This is a genomic window from Streptomyces sp. NPDC060027 (genome assembly GCF_042737005.1).
Taxonomy (GTDB): domain Bacteria; phylum Actinomycetota; class Actinomycetes; order Streptomycetales; family Streptomycetaceae; genus Streptomyces.
Genome location: NZ_JBHWVI010000004.1, coordinates 23,398 through 45,365, shown reverse-complemented (window position 1 = coordinate 45,365; position 21,968 = coordinate 23,398). Strand labels below are relative to the sequence as shown.

General features: G+C 72.1%; 17 protein-coding genes. 10 read left to right on the top strand and 7 right to left on the bottom strand.

What is annotated here, in order from left to right:
• The first annotated feature begins 194 nt into the window (after positions 1-194).
• Entirely contained in the window at positions 195-1,325 is a 1,131-nt protein-coding gene (locus ACFWBT_RS02000; RefSeq protein ID WP_385694641.1) for an alpha/beta hydrolase, read from the top strand.
• Positions 1,326-1,604: 279 nt separating this feature from the next.
• Entirely contained in the window at positions 1,605-3,329 is a 1,725-nt protein-coding gene (locus tag ACFWBT_RS01995) for a hypothetical protein (protein WP_385694639.1), read from the top strand.
• A gap of 211 nt (positions 3,330-3,540) precedes the next feature.
• Here the strand turns inward: ACFWBT_RS01995 and ACFWBT_RS01990 are convergent, their stop codons facing one another.
• Together ACFWBT_RS01990 and ACFWBT_RS01985 are read right to left on the bottom strand one after the other, a co-directional pair.
• Positions 3,541-4,863, bottom strand: a complete 1,323-nt coding sequence (locus ACFWBT_RS01990; protein ID WP_385694784.1) for a PH domain-containing protein — start codon at positions 4,861-4,863, stop codon at positions 3,541-3,543.
• Positions 4,864-4,949: 86 nt separating this feature from the next.
• Positions 4,950-5,453, bottom strand: coding sequence for a PH domain-containing protein (locus tag ACFWBT_RS01985; protein ID WP_385694636.1), 504 nt, complete (start codon positions 5,451-5,453; stop codon positions 4,950-4,952).
• A gap of 31 nt (positions 5,454-5,484) precedes the next feature.
• Here ACFWBT_RS01985 and ACFWBT_RS01980 point away from each other — a divergent pair, with 31 nt between their 5' ends.
• The gene (locus tag ACFWBT_RS01980; RefSeq protein WP_385694634.1) at positions 5,485-6,636 is read left to right on the top strand and encodes an NADH-quinone oxidoreductase subunit D; all 1,152 of its coding nucleotides are present in this window, start codon (positions 5,485-5,487) and stop codon (positions 6,634-6,636) included.
• On the opposite strand, the gene ACFWBT_RS01975 is transcribed toward ACFWBT_RS01980, so the two are convergent.
• Positions 6,601-7,770 carry an SAM-dependent methyltransferase gene (locus ACFWBT_RS01975; RefSeq protein ID WP_385694633.1) on the bottom strand — a complete coding sequence of 390 codons (1,170 nt, stop codon included), beginning with the start codon at positions 7,768-7,770 and terminating at the stop codon, positions 6,601-6,603. The genes ACFWBT_RS01980 and ACFWBT_RS01975 overlap by 36 nt on opposite strands.
• Before the next feature lie 231 nt (positions 7,771-8,001).
• Here ACFWBT_RS01975 and ACFWBT_RS01970 point away from each other — a divergent pair, with 231 nt between their 5' ends.
• From ACFWBT_RS01970 to ACFWBT_RS01960, 3 genes are all read left to right on the top strand, one after another.
• Complete coding sequence (locus ACFWBT_RS01970; protein ID WP_385694631.1) at positions 8,002-9,207, top strand: sensor histidine kinase; 1,206 nt, start codon at positions 8,002-8,004, stop codon at positions 9,205-9,207.
• A 54-nt stretch (positions 9,208-9,261) separates the two neighbouring features.
• The gene (locus ACFWBT_RS01965; protein WP_356464796.1) at positions 9,262-9,933 is read left to right on the top strand and encodes a response regulator transcription factor; all 672 of its coding nucleotides are present in this window, start codon (positions 9,262-9,264) and stop codon (positions 9,931-9,933) included.
• Between the two features lie 69 nt (positions 9,934-10,002).
• Positions 10,003-10,635, top strand: coding sequence for an AAA family ATPase (locus ACFWBT_RS01960; RefSeq protein ID WP_385694628.1), 633 nt, complete (start codon positions 10,003-10,005; stop codon positions 10,633-10,635).
• 125 nt (positions 10,636-10,760) lie between these two features.
• Here ACFWBT_RS01960 and ACFWBT_RS01955 read toward each other — a convergent pair whose 3' ends face one another.
• The gene (locus ACFWBT_RS01955) at positions 10,761-11,867 is read right to left on the bottom strand and encodes a DUF5937 family protein (protein ID WP_385694625.1); all 1,107 of its coding nucleotides are present in this window, start codon (positions 11,865-11,867) and stop codon (positions 10,761-10,763) included.
• 158 nt (positions 11,868-12,025) lie between these two features.
• Here ACFWBT_RS01955 and ACFWBT_RS01950 point away from each other — a divergent pair, with 158 nt between their 5' ends.
• Complete coding sequence (locus ACFWBT_RS01950) at positions 12,026-12,244, top strand: hypothetical protein (protein WP_385694623.1); 219 nt, start codon at positions 12,026-12,028, stop codon at positions 12,242-12,244.
• 19 nt (positions 12,245-12,263) lie between these two features.
• Here ACFWBT_RS01950 and ACFWBT_RS01945 read toward each other — a convergent pair whose 3' ends face one another.
• From ACFWBT_RS01945 to ACFWBT_RS01935, 3 genes are read right to left on the bottom strand one after another with little or no spacing between them, the layout of a single operon-like run.
• Positions 12,264-13,250: an aldo/keto reductase gene (locus ACFWBT_RS01945; protein ID WP_385694621.1), complete on the bottom strand. Its 987-nt coding sequence runs from the start codon at positions 13,248-13,250 to the stop codon at positions 12,264-12,266.
• A gap of 49 nt (positions 13,251-13,299) precedes the next feature.
• Positions 13,300-14,076 (bottom strand): thioesterase II family protein, encoded by a 777-nt coding sequence (locus ACFWBT_RS01940; RefSeq protein ID WP_385694618.1) that lies wholly within the window; start codon positions 14,074-14,076, stop codon positions 13,300-13,302.
• A gap of 7 nt (positions 14,077-14,083) precedes the next feature.
• On the bottom strand, positions 14,084-15,310 hold the full coding sequence (locus ACFWBT_RS01935; RefSeq protein ID WP_385694615.1) for a cytochrome P450: 1,227 nt from the start codon (positions 15,308-15,310) through the stop codon (positions 14,084-14,086).
• Between the two features lie 507 nt (positions 15,311-15,817).
• Here ACFWBT_RS01935 and ACFWBT_RS01930 point away from each other — a divergent pair.
• From ACFWBT_RS01930 to ACFWBT_RS01920, 3 genes are read left to right on the top strand one after another with little or no spacing between them, the layout of a single operon-like run.
• Positions 15,818-17,398: a condensation domain-containing protein gene (locus ACFWBT_RS01930; protein WP_385694613.1), complete on the top strand. Its 1,581-nt coding sequence runs from the start codon at positions 15,818-15,820 to the stop codon at positions 17,396-17,398.
• A complete protein-coding gene (locus tag ACFWBT_RS01925) occupies positions 17,398-20,841 on the top strand; it encodes an amino acid adenylation domain-containing protein (RefSeq protein WP_385694611.1) in 3,444 nt (1,147 codons plus the stop codon). Before ACFWBT_RS01930 ends, ACFWBT_RS01925 begins: the two co-directional genes overlap by 1 nt.
• The gene (locus tag ACFWBT_RS01920) at positions 20,838-21,968 is read left to right on the top strand and encodes a cytochrome P450 (protein WP_385694609.1); all 1,131 of its coding nucleotides are present in this window, start codon (positions 20,838-20,840) and stop codon (positions 21,966-21,968) included. Before ACFWBT_RS01925 ends, ACFWBT_RS01920 begins: the two co-directional genes overlap by 4 nt.

Sequence of the window (21,968 nt, the reverse complement as noted above, 5' to 3'; positions counted from 1 at the left end):
CCGTGGTTCTGCGAGAGACCTTGAACCCGGTGCCAATCCGGCATCCGGCGACATTGCGCCCTCTAGGACGGTGTCTTGGGGAGACAGGTTCACTCCTCTCCGGAAAGCCGGTTCAAAAGGCAAGGAAAGTCCAGGGCAAGGACTCGCGAAGGAGCGGGACGGGCCCGGGCGGAAAGCGCAGGCGGGAACAGGCGATGGGTCTCACGAGCAACAAGGTGCTGGTTCTGGCGGTCCTGCTCGCCGTACTGCTGTTCGTCGGCACGGTGTGGTGGTGGCCCCGGCTGGCCCGGCGCACCTGGCGGTCCGTCGGCGGACGTGTGGGCCTGCTGCTGGCCACCCAGGTGGCGCTGTTCGCCTCGGTCGGGCTGTGCGCCAACCAGGCGTTCGGGTTCTACGCCAGCTGGGGGGACCTCCTCGGCAGGGAGCGCGGTGAGGGCGTGGTCGTCGACCAGAACGGGGCGGGCGGTCCGGGCGGCGGCCCCCTCCGAGTGGTGGACACCCGGCGGGTGAACGTCTCGGGCGGGTCCCGGCCGCAGGTCGGCGGCCAGATCCAGAAGATCGACATCATCGGCCGTACGACCCGGATCGCCACATCGGCGTACGTCTATCTGCCACCGGAGTACTTCCAGCCGCGGTCCGGCACCCGTACGTTCCCGGTCACCACCGTGCTGACCGGCTATCCCGGCACCGCCGAGGCGCTCATCAAGGGCCTCCACTTCCCGCAGACGGCGAACCGGCTGGCCAAGAACGGCCGGATCCAGCCGATGATCCTGGTCATGCTGCGGCCGACCGTGGCGCCCCCGAGGGACACCGAGTGCGTGGACGTGCCCGGCGGTCCGCAGACCGAGTCCTTCTTCGCCAAGGACCTCCCCGACGCCGTATCGGCCCACTACAGGGTGGGCCGGAAACCCGGGAGCTGGGGCGTCATCGGCGACTCGACGGGCGGGTACTGCGCGCTGAAGCTCGCCGTCCACCACCCCGAGGTGTACGCCGCCGGTGCGGGCCTGTCGCCGTACTACAAGGCGGCGGTCGACCGGACGACGGGCGATCTCTTCCACGGCGACAAGGCGCTGCGCGACAGCGCCGACCTGCGCTGGTATCTCAAGAACAAGCCCGCGCCCGACACCTCACTGCTCGTCAGCAGCAGCAGGGCGGGCGAATCCAACTACAAGGAAACGCTGGACTTCATAGACCTCGTGAAGTCCAACGGGCGTACCAGGATCTCGTCGATCATCCTCGACAGCGGCGGCCACAACTTCAACACCTGGCGGCGGGAGATCCCCGCGGCGCTCCAGTGGATCAGCGGGCGGCTGAGCGACCGCTGACGCGTGCCCCGCCGGACCGGGCCCACCGGACGAATTCGGCGTCCGGCACGGAGAAATGTCGCCCCTCGGGGAAATGTCGCGCCCCCGATGATTCCGATTCGGTGAACCGTCCGGAGCCGGCGGAATTGATCGAGGAGCCGGAGCGACAGGGGCGTGACGGGCCTTGTGGGACAAGCGGTGTGCCCTGTCGACGGTTGGTACGGGACAATCGTTCCGGGGTGACTGTGTTTTTACCGGGCGGGGCACCAAGATTCGCCTACGCGCGGTAAGTTTCTGGCCATGCCACGTGGACGCCACCGCCATTCCCCGCCCTTGCACAGGGTGCTGCCTCCTTCGGCGATCGCCGGCGTGTCGCTCGTCTGCGCCGTAGGGCCCTGGCTGTTCACGGAGGCGTTCGTGCTCCGTGTGCTGGCCGCGGGCGCCGCGGCGACAGCGGTCGCCGGTGCGGTCGTCATGCGCCGCTGGGACACCTCGGCCGGCAAACGCGTCGCCGACCTCACGCGCGCGCGAGCGAGCGACGAGTGGCGTCATGAGGAGCGGGTCGCCGAACTGGAGACCGACCTCGACGAGTCGCGGGAGCTGCGCGTCAAGCTGGAGCAGAAGCTGCGCGCCAAGCGCACCGAGCTGGCCGGCCTGCGCAACGAACACGCGGCGCTGCTGCGGCGGTACGCCACGGCGGAGACGGAGCGGGCGACCGCTCTGGAGGGCCGCAGGCAGCTCGCCATAGAGGCCGCGGTGCCGACGCGCGCCCTGCCGGCCGCGCGGACGGCTCCGGATGCGGCCGAGACGCCGGACTCCCCGACGCAGGACTCCCCGGAGACGCCGGATTCCCCTGGCGCCGAGGGCTCCGCCGACGCGGTGGATTCGCCGGACGCGCCCGAGGCGGTCGAGACGTCCGAGGAGCCGGAGGAGTCCGAGGAGTCGGGCGGCTCCGAGGGCGCGGTGTCCGCGTCCGGGAGCGGGGCGGAGGCCATCGCGGCCTTCACGACGACTGATGACGACACGGCTTCCGCGGAGGCGGAGGCGGAGGTCGACGCCGAGGCCGACGCCGACGCCGACGCCGACGAGTCTCCCGAGGTCTTCTCTCCGGCCGGGTCGTCGCTCTTCCTGCGGGCGGGCGCGGCGCTGAGCCGGATAGCCGGCGGCACTCGGGAGACGGAAGGCACCGAGGCCTCGACGGTCTCGGGGTCCGTGGCCCTGGCGTTGTCCGACGCGGAGCGGGACTCCGGTGCGGATGCCGAAGCCGTTTCCGATGCTGACGCCGACGCCGACGCCGACGCCGACGCCGACGCCGACGCCGACGCCGCGACGGCCGAGCCCCTGATCGAGGCTCCCGCGCGTGGCGAGTCCGCGCTGGACGCGGCCGTCAAGAGGGACGCGGCCGCGAAGAGGGACGCGGCGGCGAGGAAGGGTGCGGTCGCGACGAAGGACGCGGTCGCAGCGAAGGACACGGCCGTGAGCGCCGAGCCCCCGAGGCGTGCTGCGCCAGGCGAGACGGGTCCGTCCCCGGACGCCGTCGCGGAAGCGGGTGGGGCGCAGGGGAAGCCCGAGGCGGCCGGCGAGCATCAGCGCGCGGTCGCCGAGGCCAAGCCTTCGCAGCCCGCCGAATCCGCCACGCCGGCCCTGGCCGAGGCGGCGCAGCCGGCCCGGGCGTCGCATTCCGCCAAGCCCGCCCAGCGGTCCGGGCACTTCACCGTGCCGACGGCGGTGGCCGTCGTCCCGGCCACCGCACCGGTGCGACGGCCCTCGGTGGAGGGCGGGTTCGACTTCTTCGGTACGCAGAAGGAGTCGTCCGACGCCGCCGCGATGGAAGCCGTACAGAACGAGGACCTGGCCGACGTGGTCGGTCAGGAGGCGCTCGCCCTGCACAAGGCCGAGGCCGAGTCCGGGTTCAAGCCCGCGAGCGAGGGTTCGCGCGATGTCGGCCGTCAGGTCATCGACCTGACCGCGCACGACGAGACGGAGCACATCGACCTGTCAGGGCTGCGGAGCGCGGCTTCCTGAGCCGCCCGCGTCCCGGCGGACAGACGTGACGGAGTGAGGGCAGTGGCACCACGCCACTGCCCTCACTCCTTTTGGGCGCAAGCCGTCGGTCCGTGTCATCGGTCCCGTGCGGGCGCAGGCCGTCGGTCCGTGTCATCGGTCCGTTTCGGGCGTGAGTCTTCGGTCCGCCGCCTCGGTCCGCCCGTGGGCGGCTTCGCGGCCGTGCGAGGCCTCAGGCCATCCACCGGTCCGGCCGGGCCTCCCGCCGCCCGGTGCGGGACCGGTCGGCCTGGGCCTGGAGGAGCTCCGCCGCCTCCGCGGCGTTCCGCAGCCGCGCCGTCACCGTCTTGTCGGCGCCGGTGTCGATGTGGACGTCGGCGAGTCCCTTGAGGCGTTCCCACGGCCCCTGTGTCAGCCGTACGCTCTGCGCCTTCGCGTGCGGGACGAGGGAGAGGCTGCGCCGCAGCAGCCCGTGACGCGCCGCGAAGACGGTGTCGGTGACGGCGAGTCCGTACCCGCGCCACCAGAACGGCAGGCACCAGCCGGCCCGCCGCGGCGGCCGGTCCAGGGACACCGGAACGGTCACCCCGGGCAGCACCGCGGCGATCACGGTCCCGGCGACCTCGCGCGGAGCGACGGGCACGAGGACCGAGTTCGAGGACCCGGCCACGTCCAGCTCGACGCGCACCCACCCGCGGCGCCGCCACAGCAGGGGTTCGACGATCCGCACGGTCTGCACGCGGCCGGGCGGCACCGTCTCGTGCGTGCGGTCCAGGAGCCCGTGGTCGATGCGGAGTCCGTCGGGCGACTCGCCCACCGTCCAGTCGTACTCGCCGACGAACCGTCCCACGCTGCTCGCGCCCGCCGCGCCGAGCAGCGGCAGTCCGGTCGCGAGGACCGTCCACACGCTGTGCGTGAGGAGCCACAGGAACGCGGGGACGACGACAGCGGCGAGGAGGGAGCCCCAGGTGGCGCCGGTGAGCACCAGGGAGACGGCGAGGACGCCGGGCGGGACGTGCAGCAGCCGGCGCACCGGCGCCTCGCCGACCTCGTGGGCGGACTCGGGTGCGAAACCGGCGGCCCGGGCGAGGAGTTCGGCGCGCAGCATCCGGGCCTCGCCCTCGCCCAGGTACGCCAGCTCGTCCTTCTTGTCCGCCCCGACGACATCGAGCTTGAGCTTGGCGACACCCGCGACGCGGGCCAGCAGCGGCTGGGTGACGTCGACGGCCTGGAGCCGGTCGAGCCGGATGTGCGCGGTGCGGCGGAACAACAGGCCGGTGCGGATGCGCAGTTCGGTGTCGGTCACCGCGAAGTGCGTGAACCACCAGCTCAGAAAGCCGTAGAGGGCGGCGCCCGGGACGATCACGACGAGTCCGACGATCAGGGCGGTCGTGGTGAGTCTGGTCAGCTGCTCCTGCGCCTGGTTGGGGTCGTGGACGGCCCAGCCGGCGATCACGGTGACCGGCGCCCAGGCGCGCCGGAACGGGGTCACGGGGTGCAACCGGCGCTCGGACAGCGGCCTCTCCTCCCGTACGGAGCCGTCGCCGCCCGGCAGGGCGCTCGTTCCGGCCGGAACGAGGGACGCGGCAGGGGTGTCCCCCAGGGAGTCCGAGGAGGCCGCATCGCCCGGCGAGGCCGTGCTCACAGTCCCGCCGATCGTGCCTCGCCCAGTTCGGTCAGCCGGTCCCGCAGCCGTTCGGCCTCGGCCGGGGCGAGACCCGGGATGCACGCGTCGGTCGCCGCGGCGGCCGTGTGCAACTGCACGCTGGCGAGCCCGAAGCGACGTTCGAGGGGCCCGGAGGTCACTTCGACCAGCTGCATGCGCCCGTACGGCACCACGGTCTCCTCACGCCACAGCACACCCCGGCTGATCAGCAGGTCGTCCGCGCGTTCCGCGTACCGCCAGGAGCGCCAGTTGCGCCCCAGCATGGGCCAGCCCCACACGATCAGGGCGAGCGGCAGCAGGGCGAAGGCCGCCCAGCCCGGACCGGCGAACAGCCCGAGGAGCAGCCCGACGCCGATCGTCAGAAGTCCCAGCCACACCACCAGCAGCAGCCGCCGCATGCGCAGCAGCCCCGGAGGCAGCCCTCTCCAGACCGGCTCCGGCATCGCGTTCCCGGCCGTCCGTGTGCTCCCCGTCTCCATGCGGCAAGCGTACGTACGAGAGACTGTGCCCATGACTCCTACGACGGAGACCATGGTCGGCATCGGCGGCGCTGCCGAGAGCACCGACATGGTGCTCAACATCGGCCCCCAGCACCCCTCGACCCATGGAGTGCTGAGGCTGCGGCTCGTGCTCGACGGCGAGCGGATCCAGCACGCGGAGCCGGTCATCGGCTATATGCACCGCGGCGCGGAGAAGCTCTTCGAGGCGCGCGACTACCGCCAGATCATCATGCTCGCCAACCGCCACGACTGGCTGTCCGCGTTCTCGAACGAACTGGGCGTCGTCCTCGCCGTGGAGCGGATGCTCGGCATGGAGGTCCCCGCGCGCGCGGTGTGGACGCGCACGCTCCTCGCGGAGCTCAACCGTGTCCTCAACCACCTGATGTTCCTCGGCTCCTATCCCCTGGAGCTGGGCGGGATCACCCCGATCTTCTACGCCTTCACGGAGCGCGAGGAACTCCAGCACGTCATGGAAGAGATCTCCGGCGGGCGCATGCACTACATGTTCAACCGCGTCGGCGGCCTCAAGGAGGACCTCCCGGCCGGATGGGCCACCCGCGCGCGTGCCTGCGTCGCCGCGCTGCGCTCGCGCATGGGCGTGTACGACGACCTGGTGCTCGGCAACGAGATCTTCCGCGGGCGTACGCGCGATGTGGGCGTCCTCGCGCCGGAGGCCGTGCACGCGTACGGCGTGAGCGGCCCCATCGCGCGTGCCTCCGGCGTCGACTTCGACCTGCGCCGTGACGAGCCCTATCTCGCGTACGGCGAGCTCCGGGACACCCTGAAGGTCGTCACCCGCCAGGAGGGCGACTGCCTGGCCCGCTTCGAGTGCCTCCTGGAGCAGACGCACGTCTCCCTGGATCTCGCGGACGCCTGCCTCGACCGGCTCGCCGAGCTGCCGCCCGGGCCGATCAACCAGCGCCTGCCCAAGGTCCTGAAGGCGCCCGAGGGGCACACGTACGCCTGGACCGAGAACCCCCTCGGCATCAACGGCTACTACCTCGTCAGCAAGGGCGAGAAGACCCCGTACCGGCTGAAGCTGCGCTCCGCGTCGTACAACAACATCCAGGCGCTCGCCGAACTGCTGCCGGGGACGCTGGTCGCGGACATGGTGGCGATCCTGGGGTCACTGTTCTTCGTCGTCGGGGACATCGACAAGTAGGGCGCCGCGAAGGAGCGCGCTCTCGCCGGCCGGGGTGTCCGGGCGCACTTCCGGGAGGCCCACGGGCTGGAGCAGCCAGCCGAAGTCGCCCAGGCCGCCCGGCGCGGTGAGCTCCGCGGCCGCGCCGGCGCCCGTGAGGGCGCGCACATAGGCGGCGGGGTCCGTGGACGCCAGCGCGAGCGGCGGGCGCGCGCCGCTCACGCCCAGTGCGTGCAGCGCCGCGCGCTGGCTCGTCACGCGCCCCCCGGGCAGCGTGCACGCGTCGAGTGCCACGTGCGCGGTGATGTCGCAGGACCCGTCCGGCACCGGAACCGTCTCGCGCCCTTCCCGGAAACCGGTGAGCGTCCCGAAGGGCGGCCGGCCGCCCGCGAAGTGCGCGTAGTCGACGGCCACGGCGAGACCCCGGTCGAGCGCGGACACGGTGGAGGCCCAGGCGATGTCCCGGGGCAGCCCGATCTCGGCACGGGCGCCTTCGGCGGGCGCGGGGGGCTCCCGGAGGGCCGCGTGCGCTCCCTGTGGAAACGGAGCTTCTTGTGGGGGTGTGGGGACCTGCCGCGCTCCCGGTGCGGGCGTGCGGGCGAGCCGCGCGCCGGGCCACCACCAGCGCTCCAGCCACTCCGCCTCCGCCCCGGTGACGGCCTCCCCGAGGCGTTCGGCCCCGTCGCCGCGGACCAGGACCAGACGCGGCACCCCGTCCGGGCCGGCCTCGGCGACGTCCACGGGCACGTTGTCCAGCCACTCGTTGGCGAACAGCAGCCCGGTGATCTTCTCCGGAGGCTCGGTGAGCCAGGCGATCCGGTCATCCAGGCCGGCCGGGCGGTCGGCGCGCTCGACCGCGTACCCGCGCGCGCGGGAGGCCACCTCGGCCGGGAGAGCGGCGAGGACGCCGGTCACCAGCTCGCCGCGGCCCGCCGCCATGTCGACGAAGTCCAGCACGTCCGGCCGGCCGAGCGCCGCGTCGACCCGGCACAGCAGCCGCGCCACGGCGGCGGCGAACAGCGGGGACGCGTGCACCGAGGTCCGGAAGTGCCCGGCGGGCCCCTCGGGCCTGCGATAGAAGCCGGAGGGGCCGTACAGCGCCTCCTCCGTCGCCTCGCGCCACCCTCGCCACTCGCCTGCCGCCTCACGTCTCACCGGGCCAGGCTAAGGGCTGTCGTCCCGGTCAGGTCGGGTGCGGACGGTGCCGAGCCGGCGGGGATCCGCGGAGGGCGTGCGGGCCGGACCCGGCGTCCGCGGCGGGGTGCGGACGACCGTCCCCGGGCGTCGCGGAGTGGTGGGCATCCACCTTGGGGAGTACGAGGGGCGGTCCCGGATCGATCCTCCGGCTGACCCCTGCACACTGCACGCTTCCCTACTCTGGGTTACGTGCAGCGCCTCTATGACTTTCTCCGCAGGTACCCGACATGGGTCGACAGCTTCTGGGCCGTCGCCCTGCTCGGCGTCACCGGCGTGAGCAGCGCGACGGTCGACGGGGCCGAGGACCACCACGGGTCGTTCGCCGAGTCCCTGACGATCGCCTCCTTCCTGTGCCTGGTCGTCGCGCTGCGCCGCCGCATGCCGGAGAAGATGCTGATCCTGGCCGCGGCCCTGGGCTTCCTCCAGCTGATCTTCGACGTGGAGGTGATGCCCGCGGACTTCGCGATGATGGTGATCATCTACACCGTCGCAGCGGACGGCGCCCGTTGGGCCTCCCGGTTCGCGCTGATCGGCGGGCTGTGCGCGGGCACGCTCTCGCAGCTCCGCTGGCCCGCGAATGAGTCGGGCGGGCTGGGCGGCGTCCTCATAGCGATCTTCCAGACGGTTCCGTTCGCGCTCGCCTGGGTGCTCGGTGACTCGATCCGCACCCGCCGCGCGTACCTCGCGCAGCTGGAGGAGCGTGCCGCCCGTCTGGAGAAGGAGCGCGAGGCACAGGCCAAGGTCGCGGTCGCCGCCGAGCGCGCCCGGATCGCGCGTGAGCTGCACGACGTGGTCGCGCACAACGTCTCGGTGATGGTGGTCCAGGCCGACGGTGCCGCGTACGTCATGGACACCGCCCCGGACCAGGCCAAGAAGGCCCTGGAGACCATCTCGGGGACCGGCCGTCAGGCCCTCGCCGAGATGCGCCGCCTGCTCGGCGTCCTGCGCACCGGCGAGCACCAGGAGGGCGGCGAGTACGTGCCGCAGCCCGACGTCGAGCAGCTCGACGACCTCATCGCGCAGTGCCGTACCTCCGGCCTCCCCGTCGACTTCAAGGTGGAGGGCACCCCGCGTCCCCTGCCCAGCGGCGTGGAGCTCACGGCGTACCGCATCGTGCAGGAGGCGCTCACCAACACCCGCAAGCACGGGGGCCCGAACGCGGGTGCGAGCGTCCGCCTGGTCTACTTCGACGACGGCCTCGGACTGCTCGTCGAGGACGACGGCAAGGGCGCTCCCCACGAGCTGTACGAGGACGGCGGCGCCGACGGGCAGGGCCACGGCCTGATCGGCATGCGCGAGCGCGTCGGCATGGTCGGCGGCACGCTGGACGCGGGGCCGCGGCCGGGTGGAGGCTTCCGCATCAGCGCCCTGCTGCCGCTCAAACCGGCCCACTGACACCTGTACACACCTGATTCCTACGAATGATCCTTACAAAGTGAAAGGCCCCCGATGGCGATCCGCGTGATGCTCGTCGACGACCAGGTGCTGCTGCGCACCGGCTTCCGGATGGTGCTCGCCGCCCAGCCGGACATGGAGGTCGTGGCCGAGGCGGGCGACGGCGTCGAGGCCCTCCAGGTGCTGCGCGCCACCGCGGTCGACGTGGTCCTGATGGACGTACGCATGCCGAAGCTGGACGGCGTGGAGACCACCCGCCGCATCTGTTCGGACCCGAACCCGCCGAAGGTGCTGATCCTCACCACCTTCGACCTCGACGAGTACGCCTTCTCCGGGCTCAAGGCGGGCGCCTCCGGCTTCATGCTCAAGGACGTGCCCCCGGGCGAGCTGCTCGCCGCCATCCGTTCCGTGCACAGCGGCGACGCCGTCGTCGCGCCGTCCACCACCCGGCGCCTGCTCGACCGGTTCGCGCCGCTGCTGCCCAACGCCGGAAAGGAGCCCCAGCACAAGGGGCTGGAACGGCTCACCGAGCGCGAGCGCGAGGTCATGATCCTCGTCGCGCAGGGGCTGTCCAACGGCGAGATCGCGGCCCGTCTGGTCCTCTCCGAGGCCACGGTGAAGACGCATGTCGGGCGCATCCTCACGAAGCTGGGGCTGCGTGACCGGGTCCAGGTGGTCGTGCTCGCCTACGAGACGGGAATCGTCCGGGCGGGCGGCCACGGCTGACGCGTTCCGCGGCGCGGCCGACCGACCGGGCGTGACCGGGGCGTGACCGGCGCCCACTAGGGTCTGCCCATGCTCCTGTGGATCAACGGCCCCTTCGGGGGCGGCAAGACACAGACCGCACACGAGATCCAGCGACGGCTGCCCGGCAGCGTCATCTGCGATCCGGAACACGCCGGCTTCGGCCTGCGCCGCATGTTGCCGCCCGAACTCCGCGGCGACTTCCAGGACTTGGTGTCCTGGCGGCAGGGCGTGGTCGAGGTGCTCGACCTCGCGCTGGCCAAGCACGGGGGTGTGGTCATCGCTCCCATGACGGTCACGGACCCCCGGTACTTCGTGGAGACGGTCGGCCGGCTGGGCGAACTGGGCCACGACGTAAGGCACTTCACGCTGCTGGCCCAGCGGGAGACCGTACTGGGGCGGCTCCGTGAGCGCGGCTTCGGGCGGCTCCTGCGGTACGTCGCCGGAAAGGACGCCCCGTTGCGGCGCGAGAGCTGGGCCGTGGGGCAGCTCGACCACTGTCTGGAGCGGCTGCGTGAGCCGGAGTTCGCCGAGCATCTATGGACCGACCACACGACGGTCGCCAAGACCGCCGACCGCATCGCCGTCCTCGCGGGGTTGACCCTCACGCCGAACCGCGACGGGGCCGTACGCGGACGTCTGCGGCGGGCGTGGACGAGCGCGCGCCACATCCGCTTCGACTGAACCGGCTGGTGCCGTCCGGACCACGCAGGTCCGCGCCATCCACCACGGCACTCGCCGAGCCGCTCCAGCGCAAGCCGCCCCTAGCGCAAGCCGCTCCAGCGCAAGCCGATCCAGCACAAGACGCCCTAGCGCAGGATGCCCTCGAGGAAATCGCTGCCCAGCCGGGCCACCACGCTGACGTCGAGCTGGTGCAGCACATATCGGCCGCGGCGCCGTGTGGTGATCAGGCCCGCCTTCTTGAGCACGCTCAGGTGCCGGGATATCTCCGGCGCGGTCATGCCGTGCACCTGGGCCAGCTCGCCGGTGGTGTACGCGCTCCTGGCCAGATGGCGGCAGATGCGCATCCGGACCGGGTGGGACAGGGCCGCCATCCGCAGGGTGAGCTGCTCGACCGAGGGCGGGGTGGCGAGCTCGGGGGAGCTGACGGGGTACTGCAGCACGGGCTGCCACCGGTACCGGTGCAGCACCATCAGGTGCGGGCGGCCGAGGCTGGTGGGGACGAGGAGCAGGCCGCCGTCCGCCGTGACCGTGAGCCCCTCGGTCAGCTTGTCGACGGTGATGCGCCGCGCCGTCTCGTCCAGGGACAGGGCGGAGGAGACGGAGGCCAGCGCCTCGGGGAGGCCCTTGTGCCGGAGCAGATCCGTCTTGTGGCGGGCCTCCGCTGCGAGCGGGTGACGCAGCCGGGACCAGGTCTCGGCGAAGAAGGCCTCGTCACAGTCCTCCAGGAACTGCCTCAGCCAGGCCCGCACGCCCGGCGGGTCCACCAGCAGCCGCTCCGTGAACCGTGTCTGCTGCGGCCCGCGCGAGGCGGCCAGATCCACGGCACGCCGCTGCACCTCGGGGTCGGAGAGAGCGTGCGGCCCCTCGGAGCCGTAGGCCAGCGCGCAGGTGAACTCCAGGGCCGCGTCCACGAACTGCTCGTCCGTGAGCTTGTCCAGCAGATCCAGGTCCTCGGCGAGCGTCGCCCCCGGCAGCGCGGCCCCGCCCGGGATGCCCGCGCAGGGCAGGAACAGGTCCGAGAACGTCGTACGCCACAGGAAGTCCGCCTCGCACATCCGGTCCGCGAGATGGGGATCGAGCCGGGCGGTCACCCCCGTCACCCAGCCCTGGAGCCCGGGGTGGTGCCCCGGCTCCGCCAGCGCGTGCAGCGCCATCCCCAGCTCGGCCAGCGGCGACGGCACGACGGCGATCCGCTCCGGCCGCAGCCCGCTGATGTCGATGTGCACGCTCATGCCCCCATGGTGCACCTCGCCACCGACAACGGCCGCCGTCGATTGACGGCGGCCGTCAATCGAGGCGACAGTCGCGGCGATCAGGGGCACTCTGGGACATTCGAGGTATTCCGTGCGGGTCCTTCGGTCCCATCCCTCGTCCCGAGAGGCGATCGGTCATGAGCATCACCCAGCAGTACCTCCTGGACACCTACCGGGCCTCGCAGCACGGGGAAGCGGCACCTCCGGCACCCGGCAGCCACGACTGGGAGACCGCGCGGGAGCTGCGCGACTACCGGCGGTTCCGGGCCGTCCTGGCCGGGCGGCCGGCCCGCGGCCGGATCCGGGGCCTCCTGGCCCACGGGCTGCGGCGCGGACGGCGCGACGCAGCCCGGTGAGCCGTCGCCGGGACGGGGCTCAGTTCACGCCGTCGAGCTTGGCGCGCTGCTCCTGGGTCAGCACGAGGTCGACGGCGGCCAGGCTGTCGTCGAGCTGCTCGACCGAGGACGCCCCGACCAGCGGCAGGATCGGGATGTCGCCGCCCATCAGCCAGGACAGGACGACCTGGTTGACGCTCGCGCCGGTCTCCCCGGCCACTTCGCGCGCGGCCTGGAGGCGCGCGGGCGTGGCCGCGTGGTCGAAGCCCGGGCCGAGCGGCTTGTCGTCGCGCACGTACGCCCCGGACAGCAGGGGGGAGTAGGCGACCTGGGTGAGGGACGGGTTGGCCCGTACGTAGCTGAGCAGGTCGGCGCTGACCAGACCCTGGTTGCCGTCGGGCGAGCGCAGGCTCGGGATGTCGGTGCGCTGGCGCAGGTAGCTGTGGTGGTGCTGGAGGACCTCGTAGCCGGGCAGCCCGGCGGTCTTGGCGAGGTTGCGGGCGGCCTCCACCCGCCAGGCCCAGTGGTTGCTCGCGCCGAGCAGGCCCGCGACGCCGTCGGCCACGACGTCGGCGAAGCCGGTGACGGTCTCCTCCAGGGGAGTCTTGTCGTCCATGATGTGCGCGTACAGGAGATGGATGCGCTCGATGCCGAGCCTTTCCCTGCTGCGCTCGGCGGATTCCCGGATCGTCTTGGCCGAAAGTCCCTCTACGTCGCGGCTGAATCCCGTGGCCGGGGCGTTCGGGCGGGCGCCGAGTTTGGTGGCGATGGTGATCTCGTCGCCGATGCCCCGGCTGCGGATCCAGCGGCCGAGCAGTTCTTCGCTTTCTCCGCCCTGTGTCCCGTTGACCCAGAACGCATAATTGTTGGACGAGTCGATGAAGGTTCCGCCCGCCTCGACGAAACGGTCGAGAATGGCGAAGGACGTCGCTTCGTCGGTCACCGACCCGAAGAGCATCGAACCAAGGCTCAGGACACTCACCTCGCGGCGGGTGGCCGGGTCGCTGCCGATGACGCGGTATTTCATGGAGAGTCCTCTTCAGGGCTTCGGAACTGCATGGCTGAGGCCGGAATCATTAATTCCGGGTGAACGTCTGCCGGTCCTCTGTCGCGTTGAGGGTCGCGGCCAAGGTGTCCACAATGGCATCGAGATGCGGAACAAGAAAGAAGTGGCCCCCGTCGAATACGTGCAGGAGGAACCCTTCCGTGGTGTGCGCGGCCCAGGCCCGGGCCATGGGCGCGTCCACGCGCGGATCGGCGTCTCCGATGAACGCGGTGACGGGGCAGTCGAGCCGGGGCGCGCCCCGGTAGCGGTAGGTCTCCGTGGCGACGTAGTCGCTGCGCACCGCCGGCAGGATCACCGCCAGCAGTTCGGGGTTGTCCAGCATCCGCGTGTCCGTGCCGCCCAGGAGCTTCATGTCGGCGATCAGCTTCTCGTCGCTCGCCAGGTGCACCGAGCCGGGCGCGGGCACCGAGGGGGCGCGCCGTCCGGAGACGAACAGGGCGCTCGGGCGGGCCCCGGAGGCGCGCAGCCGACTGCCCACCTCGAAGGCGAGCGTGGCCCCCATGCTGTGTCCGAACAGGGCGAACGGCTCCTGGGCCCACTCGGCGAGCTCGGCGGCGAGGATGTCGGCCAGCTCGTGCAGGTCCTCGACGCGGGGTTCGTCGAACCGCTCCTGACGCCCCGGGTACTGCACGGCCAGCACCTCGGCCCGCGGCGTCAGCCGCGCCGAGAACGGGTGGAAGAAGGAGGCGTTGCCGCCGGCGTGCGGGAAGCAGAACAGCCGGACCGCGCCGGGCCCCGCGGTGTGGAAGCGGCGCAGCCACGGGGTGGACGGCGCGTTCGCGGGCACCGCCCCGTCACCCGGCCTTGGGGGCGCCGGCACGCGGCCGGGCCGTGATGGGTACGTGCTTCCAGCCGGAGACGAAGTTCGAGGCGAGGCGCTCGGGCTTGCCGGCCGGCCTGAAGTCCTCGAAGCGGGTGAGGAGTTCCTCGAAGAGGATGCGCAGGGTGATCCGGGCGACGCTGTGGCCGATGCAGTAGTGCGGGCCGATGCCGAAAGCCACGTGCTTGTTGGGCTTGCGGCGGATGTCGAAGGTCTGCGCGTCGGAGAAGGCGGCCTCGTCGCGGTTGGCCGAACCGAGCCAGACGACCACCGCGTCACCCGCGCTGACCTTGGTGTTCCTGACCTCCACGTCACGGGTCGCGTAGCGCAGGAAGTGGTTGACGGGCGAGGCCCAGCGCAGCGCCTCCTCGGTGGCCGTGGTGTTGACCTCCGGGTGCGCGGCCCAGTCCTCCAGCACGCCCTTGTCGATGAACTCCGCCATCACGTAGTTGGGTGAGTGCGGGGTGGTGACGTTCGCGCCGAGCAGCAGGCTGTAGCAGTTCGCCACGATCTCGCCGGGATCCATGTGGCGGCCCTCGAACTCCGTGGAGATCAGCACGCTCAGCAGGTCGTCGCCGAGGTTCTGGCGGCGGAAGCGCATCAGGTCCTGGAAGTAGGCGAACAGGTCGCGGTGGGCGCGTTCCAGGGTGGCGGCCTTGCCACCCGGGTCCTGGTACTCCGGGTCGTCCGCGGCGATGCAGATGGTCGTCAGGCGGCTGAGCCAGGGCCAGTCGGCGGCGGGCAGGCCCATCATGGTGCCGGTCACGGACATCGGCATCGCCAGCATGGCCTCGGCGAAGTCGAAGGTGCCGCCGTCGCCGAGCGGTGCGATCAGGTCGAGCACCAGTGGCCTGATCATGTCCTTCTGCCGCTCGACGGCCTTCACCGCGAGGGCCTTCTTCAGGCGCGTCTGCATCTCGGTGTGGCGCGGCGGGTCGGTGACGGCGAGCTGCTTGCCGCCCGCCGGGTCGTCGGTGCCGAGGAGGTCGAGCATGGTGCCGCGTTCCGAGGTGAAGGTCTCGGTGTCGCGCAGGACGTGTTCGGCGTCGTCGAAGCCGACGATGTTCCAGAAGCCGCGCTTCTCGTCCACCTCCTGGCGCGTCAGGGTCTCCTGTTCCCGCATCTGCCGCCATACGGCGTGTGCGTCACCGCCGCTGTAGAGCCAGGGATCGACGAGATCGGCCGTCGTTCCCTGGTGCACGGGGCATCCGGAAATCGCAGCGCCGGGTGTCGCGGCGTCATGGACTTTCAAGGCGGTTGTCCTTTCGTCCGGGAGCGGGGTCTGTCCTCCCGATTTCGGTGGGACGGGGGAGACCGCGAGACAACGTACAGGATCGATGCTGCCTGAATCCGAATGATTAGACCATGCGCCGACGCGCCACCACGAGTACGCAATGAATTGGACATGTTCCGTTGGCCTGAATTGATTTGAGCCATATGGCCAAAACCAATGCACAGGGTTCGATCCGCAGGTCAGGAGGTGAATTTAGCAGGTCTCCAGCGACCCTTGACATCTTGATCGACGGCGACCTAGGGTCATCCAGCCATTGTCGATAGTGACCGTCCGGCCCCGATTGTCGACCCCTCCTGTGCGCTGCGGCGAATGCGCGGCGCGGGGAGTTTGTTTTCTCGGTTCTGCCGTTCATCTTTCGCGGTTCCATTGTTTAAGTGAGATTCGGGGGATTCTCTCGTGTTGTCCGATTCGTCGTTGGAAGAGCCTCTCTGGTACCCGGCCACTCGGATGCAGCAGGGCCTGTGGGTCCTCGACCGTGACGAACTGCAGAGACCCACCCAACTCGTCCCGTCCGTCGTCGAGTTCACCGGCGAGGTGAACCATGAGCGGCTCGTCGAGGCCGCCGGCCTGACCATCGCCAGGCACCCCTCGCTCCGGGCCCGCTTCCGGTTCAACGCCAAGCGCCGCCGGGTCGAGTACGCCACCCACGGCGAGCCCGGCGCGGCCGTGCTGCGGGACGCCGAGGCCGAGGGGCTGGGGGAGCCCGAGGTCGACGCGCTCGTGCGGGACTTATGCAGCACCCCGTTCGACCTGGCCGTCGACGCGCCCGCGCGGGCCGTCGTCATCCGGCTCGACGCCCGGCGCACCCTGCTGGTTCTCGTCTCGCACCACATCGTGGTCGACGGCCTGTCGCGCACGATGCTCCTGGAGGAGATGTTCACCGTCTACCGGGCCCGGCTCGCCGGTACGAGGCCGGAGCTGAGCAGTCCGGCACATCCCGCCTCGGTCGTCGCCGACCGCTCGCCCGAAGAGGTGACCGCCCAGGTCACCGAGGTCGTCGAGCGCCTGCGCGGCGCCCCCGTCGACGTACACCTGCCCTTCGAGCGCGGCGCCAGTGACGACCTGGAGGCCGCCCGGCTGGGCGCCACCGTCACCAGCCGGCTCGACGCGGAGCACACCGCGAAGGCCCTGGCGGTCGCCTCCGAGGAGGGCTGTACGACGTTCATGCTCGGCGTCGCCCTGCTCGCCGGCACGCTGGCCCGCCGCAGCGGACAGCGGGACTTCCTCATCGCCTTCGCCTGGCCGGGCCGCGACCATCCGGACGCCGCCGACGTCATCGGCATGTTCATCACCACCGTGGTGCTGCGCGTCTCCCTGGAGACGGACACCAGCTGGCGGGAACTGCTGCGCGATGCCCGGGTCGGCAGCATGGAGGCGTTCATGGACGCCGACGTGCCGCTGGACGCGCTCGCCGCCGAGCTCAACCCCGACCGGACCCGGCTCTGGCCGCCCCTCACCCCGGTCCTGCTCAACCTCGACGACGCGCCGCACACCCCCGAACTCGCCCCCGGCATCACCGGTCGGCTGCGCCCGCTCGACCCGCTCTACGTCAAGTACGACCTCGCGGTGTTCGTCCGGATCGCCGACGCCGCCGAAGGACCGCAACTGGAGCTGTCCCTCGACTACCCGACGGACGTCACCGACCACTCCGCCGTCTCCGCACTCCTGACGGATCTGCGGCACAGTGCCGCGGACCTTGCCACTTCACCGGAGGAACCCGTGCTCGAACAGCCCGTCGAGACGATCGACCTGGACGACCCCGAGGAGCGGCTCGACCTCGTACGGTCCCTCTGGCGCGAGGTCCTCGGCACCGACGACGACCTCGACGACGACGTCAGCTTCTTCGAGTCGGGCGGCGACTCGCTGCTCCTCGTGGTCCTGGTGGAGCGCCTCAGCCAGGCCTCCGGGCGCACCCTGCGCACCGTCGACCTGTTCCGCTCCACCACCGTCAGCGGCCAGGCCGAACTGCTCGCGAGCCCCGCCGAGTCCGTCTGATGCCGCCGACCCGCGAAGCACTGGCCGCCTCCGTCCTCGGCGACGCGGTGGACCCGGCGGATTTCGCCACGGAGACGTTCCTCGCCCTCGGCGGTGACTCGCTGCGGGCCATGCGCCTGACCGCCCTCGCCCAGGAGCGGCTCGGTCTGCGCGTCCCCGTGAAGGAACTGCTCGGCGGCCGGCCGCTCTCCGAGGTCCTCGCCGCCGCGCGGGCCGAGCCGACTCCCACGGTGACCGCCGACGCCGGCTCCCCCGACGACACGGCCCTTTCGCCCGCCCAGCGCGGCATGTGGCTCATCGAGCGGGTGGCCGGCGGATCCCCGTACAACCTCGTCTTCACCTGCCACGCCGAGGACGGCCGTATCGACCGCGGCGCCCTCGTCAAGGCGCTCGCCGAGACCACCGCCCGCCACGAGACGCTGCGCACCGTCTTCCGTGAGAGTTCGGGCGACGCCGAGGACGAGGTCGTACGGGAGGTACTGCCCGCCCACACACCGCAGTTGACGGAGATCGTGCACGAGGGGCCCGTCGAGGACTTCGACGCGTACGTGCGCCGCGAGGGCGCCGAGCAGGGCCGCCGCCCCTTCGACCTGTCGGACGCGCCCGCCTGGCGCCTGCTGCACTTCTCGCACCCGCGGGGCCGCGACGCCGTCGTCCTGGCCGCGCACCACATGGTGCTCGACGGCTGGGCGGTCGGGCTGCTGCTGCGCGAGCTGTTCGCCCGGCACGCCGCGCTCACCGGCACCGGACCCGCACCGGGCGACGAGCCGGGCGTCCCGGCACGCGCGCTCGGCGACCGGCAGGAAGCGCTGCGCGCACGCGGCGAGTGGGACGCCCAGGCCGAGTTCTGGAAGGGCCACCTCGACGGGGTGCCCTCGGCCCTGGAACTCCCCGCCGACCGGCAGCGCCCCGCCCTGCAGGACGCCGCTGGCGAGCGCACCGGCCTCGACCTCGGGCCCGCCGTGTCGGCCGCCGTCACCGAGCGGGCCCGTGCGCTCGGCATCACCCCGTACGCCTTCCTGCTCGGCGCCTTCGGCCTGGCCGTCGGCCGCCGCACCGGGGCCCGGGCCCTGCTCGTCGGGGTTCCGCTGCTCGGGCGCGGCAGCGGCGACCTGGAGCGGCTGATCGCCGTCGCGGGCAACCTCGTCCCGGTCCGCGTCGACATCGACGACGAGGCGAGCCCCGCCGACTACCTGCGCTCCGTGCACGCCTCGCTCGCGCAGAGCATCGACGCGGGCGACCTGCCCTTCGAGGAGCTGGTCTCCAGGCTCGGCGTCGAGCGCAGCCTCGGCTGCCACCCGCTCGTCCAGGTCTGCTTCGGCATGCACGACCAGCTGGTGCCGCAGTTCCTCGACGCGGGCACCGCACGGCTGCGGGTCGAGGAGGGACACGGCGGCGGCTCGCAGTTCGACCTGACCATGCTCATCGGGCACGCCGAACCGGCCTACGCGGGCCATGTCGAGTACGCCACCAGCGTGTGGACCGAGGCCGAGGCGCGCTCCTTCGTCGGCGACTTCCTGGCCGGCATAGGGGAACTGGCCACCGGTGCGGCGGAGCGCCTTGAGGACGTGCGCTGCATATCCGCCGACGGCCGCGCCCGGCTCGCCGAACTCAACGACACACGAAGCGAGTTCCCCGACACGTCCCTCGACGCGCTGTTTCGCGCGGCAGCGGCCCGCACCCCGGACGCCGTCGCCGTACGCGACGAGTCCGCGCGGCTCACGTACGCGCAACTGGCGGACGCGGCACGCGAACAGGCGCGGCTGCTGCGCGCGGCCGGGGTCGGTCCCGGCGACCGGGTGCTGGTCGGCGTCGAACGCTCGGTCGCCGAGGCCGTCGCCGTCCTCGGTGTGCAGTGGGCGGGCGCCGCGTACGTGGGCGTCGAGCAGAGCGCCACGGATGCCCAGTTGGCGGGGATCGTGGCCCGCGCCGAGCCGTCGGCCGCACTCGTCGGACCCCTCGCCGGGGACGCCGCACGCCGCTTCCGCGCCCTGGGAACCGAACCGGTCGCGGTGTGGGAGCCCACCTGGCAGCCCGCTCCGGCCGCCGAAGGCGACGACCTCGCGCCCGAGGATCCCGCCCGTCTCGCCTACGTCGCCTTCACCTCCGGCTCCACCGGCGAACCCAAGGGTGTCGCCGTGCCGCACCGCGCCGTGATCCGCCTCGTGCACGAGGCCGGGTTCGTGCGTCTGGGGCCCGACGAGCGGATGCTGCGTCTGTCCCCCCTGGCATTCGACGCCTCGACCCTGGAGGTGTGGGGCGCCCTGCTCACCGGGGCGGCCCTGGAGGTGCACCCGGCGGGCCTCGCCTCGCCCACCGAGCTCGGCGCGTTCCTGCGCGAGCGCGAGATCACCGTCGCATGGCTCACCGCGGGCCTGTTCCGGCTCGTGGAGGAGTTCGCGCCGGAATCGCTGGCCGGTGTACGGCAGTTGCTGACCGGTGGTGACGTGGTGCCGCACGAGCACACCGCCCGGGTGCTGGCACGCCACCCCGGCATCGTCATCACCAACGGCTACGGCCCCACCGAGAACACCACGTTCACCACCACCCACTCGGTCTCCTCGCCCGACGAGGTCGACGGCCCGCTGCCCATCGGCCGGCCCGTACCCGGCACGCGGGTGTACGTCCTCGACGCGCGGCGCAGGCTGCTGCCGCCCGGCGCGGTCGGTGAGCTGTACGCGGCGGGCGCCGGCCTCGCCGACGGGTACCTCGGGAACGCCGCCGAGACGGCTCGCTCCTTCGGCGCGTTCTCGCCCGACGTGCCCGAGCGGCTCTACCGCACCGGCGACGTCGTGCGCATCGACTCCCGCGGCCGGCTGTGCTTCCTCGGCCGCGCCGACGACCAGGTCAAACTGCGCGGCTACCGGGTCGAACTCAGCGCCATCGGCGACGTGCTGACCGGCCACCCGGCCGTGCAGGGCGCCGTCGTGCAGGTCACCGAGGGAGACAGCGCCGACAAGCGGCTGATCGCCGCGGTGGTCCCGGCGCCGGGCGCCGCCCTCGCGGCCACGGAACTGCGCACCCTGCTCCAGCAGAAGCTGCCCGCCTACATGGTCCCCACCCTGTGGACGATCGTGGACCGCATCCCGGTCACCGCCAACGGCAAGGTCGATCGGCGTGCCCTCGCGGCCGCCGCCGTACCCGCCGGGCAGGCGAAGCGGGCGGCCCCGGCCGCACCGGCCCCGGCCGTGCAGACCGGCGGCGCCGATCCGGCCGCCCGCATCATCGAGCTGTTCGCCGAGATCGCCGAGGGCACGGCGCGGGAGACCCCGATCGACGCCGACACCGACTTCTTCATGGTGGGCGGCAACTCCCTCGGCGCGGTACGCCTCATGCGCAAGCTGAAGGAGCAGCTCGGCGTGAGCGTGCGGCTGCGCGACTTCCTGCTCTCCCCGACCCCGGCGGGCCTCGCGGCTCTCGTCGAGAAGGCCGGCGGCGCGTGAACGGTTCGCCCCCGCTCGCGTGGGACGAGGGCCTCGAATGCTGGGTCGTCGCTGATCCGCGGCTTGCCCGGCAGGTCCTCAACCACCCCGGCTTCACATCCGGGACCTTCGAGCGCTCCTTCCAGCTCTACATGACCGAGACCGCCCGTGAGGAGTACCAGGAGCTCACCGCGTTCCTGCGGCTGTGGTTCGTGCAGGCCGACGCCCCCGAACACACGGCACTGCGCCGCCCGGTGCAGCGCATGATGTCCGCCTCGTACGTACGCTCCCTCGCGCCGCGCGTCGAGGAGTTCACCGACGAGTGCCTCGACGCGCTGGCCGCCTCCGCGCCGTACGACATCGTGCCCGCCGTCGCCGACGGGATCTCCGGCAAGGTGATGGCGCACGTCGTCGGCGTCGCCGAACCGCCCGAGGTGCTGCACCGCTGGGCGCGCACCCTGTCGCTGTTCATCGGTGCGATGTATCGCCGGGACTACGCCGAGCAGGCCCACCGCACGATGGTGGAGATGACCGAGGCGCTGTCCCGGGCCACCGCCCCGAAGAGCTTCCCTCAGGAGACCCCCGAGGATCGGGCGCGCACCACCGCGACCTGGGCGATGAACCTCTTCGGGGGCCTGGAGACGACCTCGTCGCTGCTCGCCTCGACCGTCCTCGAAGTCCTGGGCGAGCCGCCGGTGTGGGACGCCGTGCGCGATCAACAGCCCGGGGCCGCCGAGGAGTTCGTGGAGAAGGTGCTGCAACGCCGGCCGCCGCTGCGGCACCTGGGGCGGGTCGTCGCCCATGACCAAGAGCTCGCAGGGGAACGGATGGGACAGGGCGACCTCGTCCTCGTCAGCCTCACCGGCGAGAGTCTGCTCGCCGACGCCACCGCACCGGCCGGCCCGGCCCCGGGCTGCCCGGTCACCGGCGCGGCGGGCGACGACGGCGCGTCCGAGCAGCACCTCGTCTTCGGGTTCGGGCCGCACTACTGCGTCGGCGCACCGCTCGCCCGGCTGGAAGCGGCCGTACTGCTGCGCCGGTTCGCCGCGCGCTTCCCGGACGCCCGGCTCGCCGCCGAGGCCGCGGTGTGGGGCCCCAACCTCTCGTACGTGGGCCTCGACCACCTCTACGTCGACCTGGGGGTGTGA

Excerpts from the sequence above, each read along its gene's own strand:
- ACFWBT_RS02000 (WP_385694641.1), top strand. The coding sequence starts at position 195 with ATGGGTCTCACGAGCAACAAGGTGCTGGTTCTGGCGGTCCTGCTCGCC.
- ACFWBT_RS01995 (WP_385694639.1), top strand. The coding sequence starts at position 1,605 with ATGCCACGTGGACGCCACCGCCATTCCCCGCCCTTGCACAGGGTGCTG.
- ACFWBT_RS01985 (WP_385694636.1), bottom strand. The coding sequence starts at position 5,453 with ATGGAGACGGGGAGCACACGGACGGCCGGGAACGCGATGCCGGAGCCG.
- ACFWBT_RS01980 (WP_385694634.1), top strand. The coding sequence starts at position 5,485 with ATGACTCCTACGACGGAGACCATGGTCGGCATCGGCGGCGCTGCCGAG.
- ACFWBT_RS01965 (WP_356464796.1), top strand. The coding sequence starts at position 9,262 with ATGGCGATCCGCGTGATGCTCGTCGACGACCAGGTGCTGCTGCGCACC.
- ACFWBT_RS01960 (WP_385694628.1), top strand. The coding sequence starts at position 10,003 with ATGCTCCTGTGGATCAACGGCCCCTTCGGGGGCGGCAAGACACAGACC.
- ACFWBT_RS01955 (WP_385694625.1), bottom strand. The coding sequence starts at position 11,867 with ATGAGCGTGCACATCGACATCAGCGGGCTGCGGCCGGAGCGGATCGCC.
- ACFWBT_RS01950 (WP_385694623.1), top strand. The coding sequence starts at position 12,026 with ATGAGCATCACCCAGCAGTACCTCCTGGACACCTACCGGGCCTCGCAG.
- ACFWBT_RS01945 (WP_385694621.1), bottom strand. The coding sequence starts at position 13,250 with ATGAAATACCGCGTCATCGGCAGCGACCCGGCCACCCGCCGCGAGGTG.
- ACFWBT_RS01925 (WP_385694611.1), top strand. The coding sequence starts at position 17,398 with ATGCCGCCGACCCGCGAAGCACTGGCCGCCTCCGTCCTCGGCGACGCG.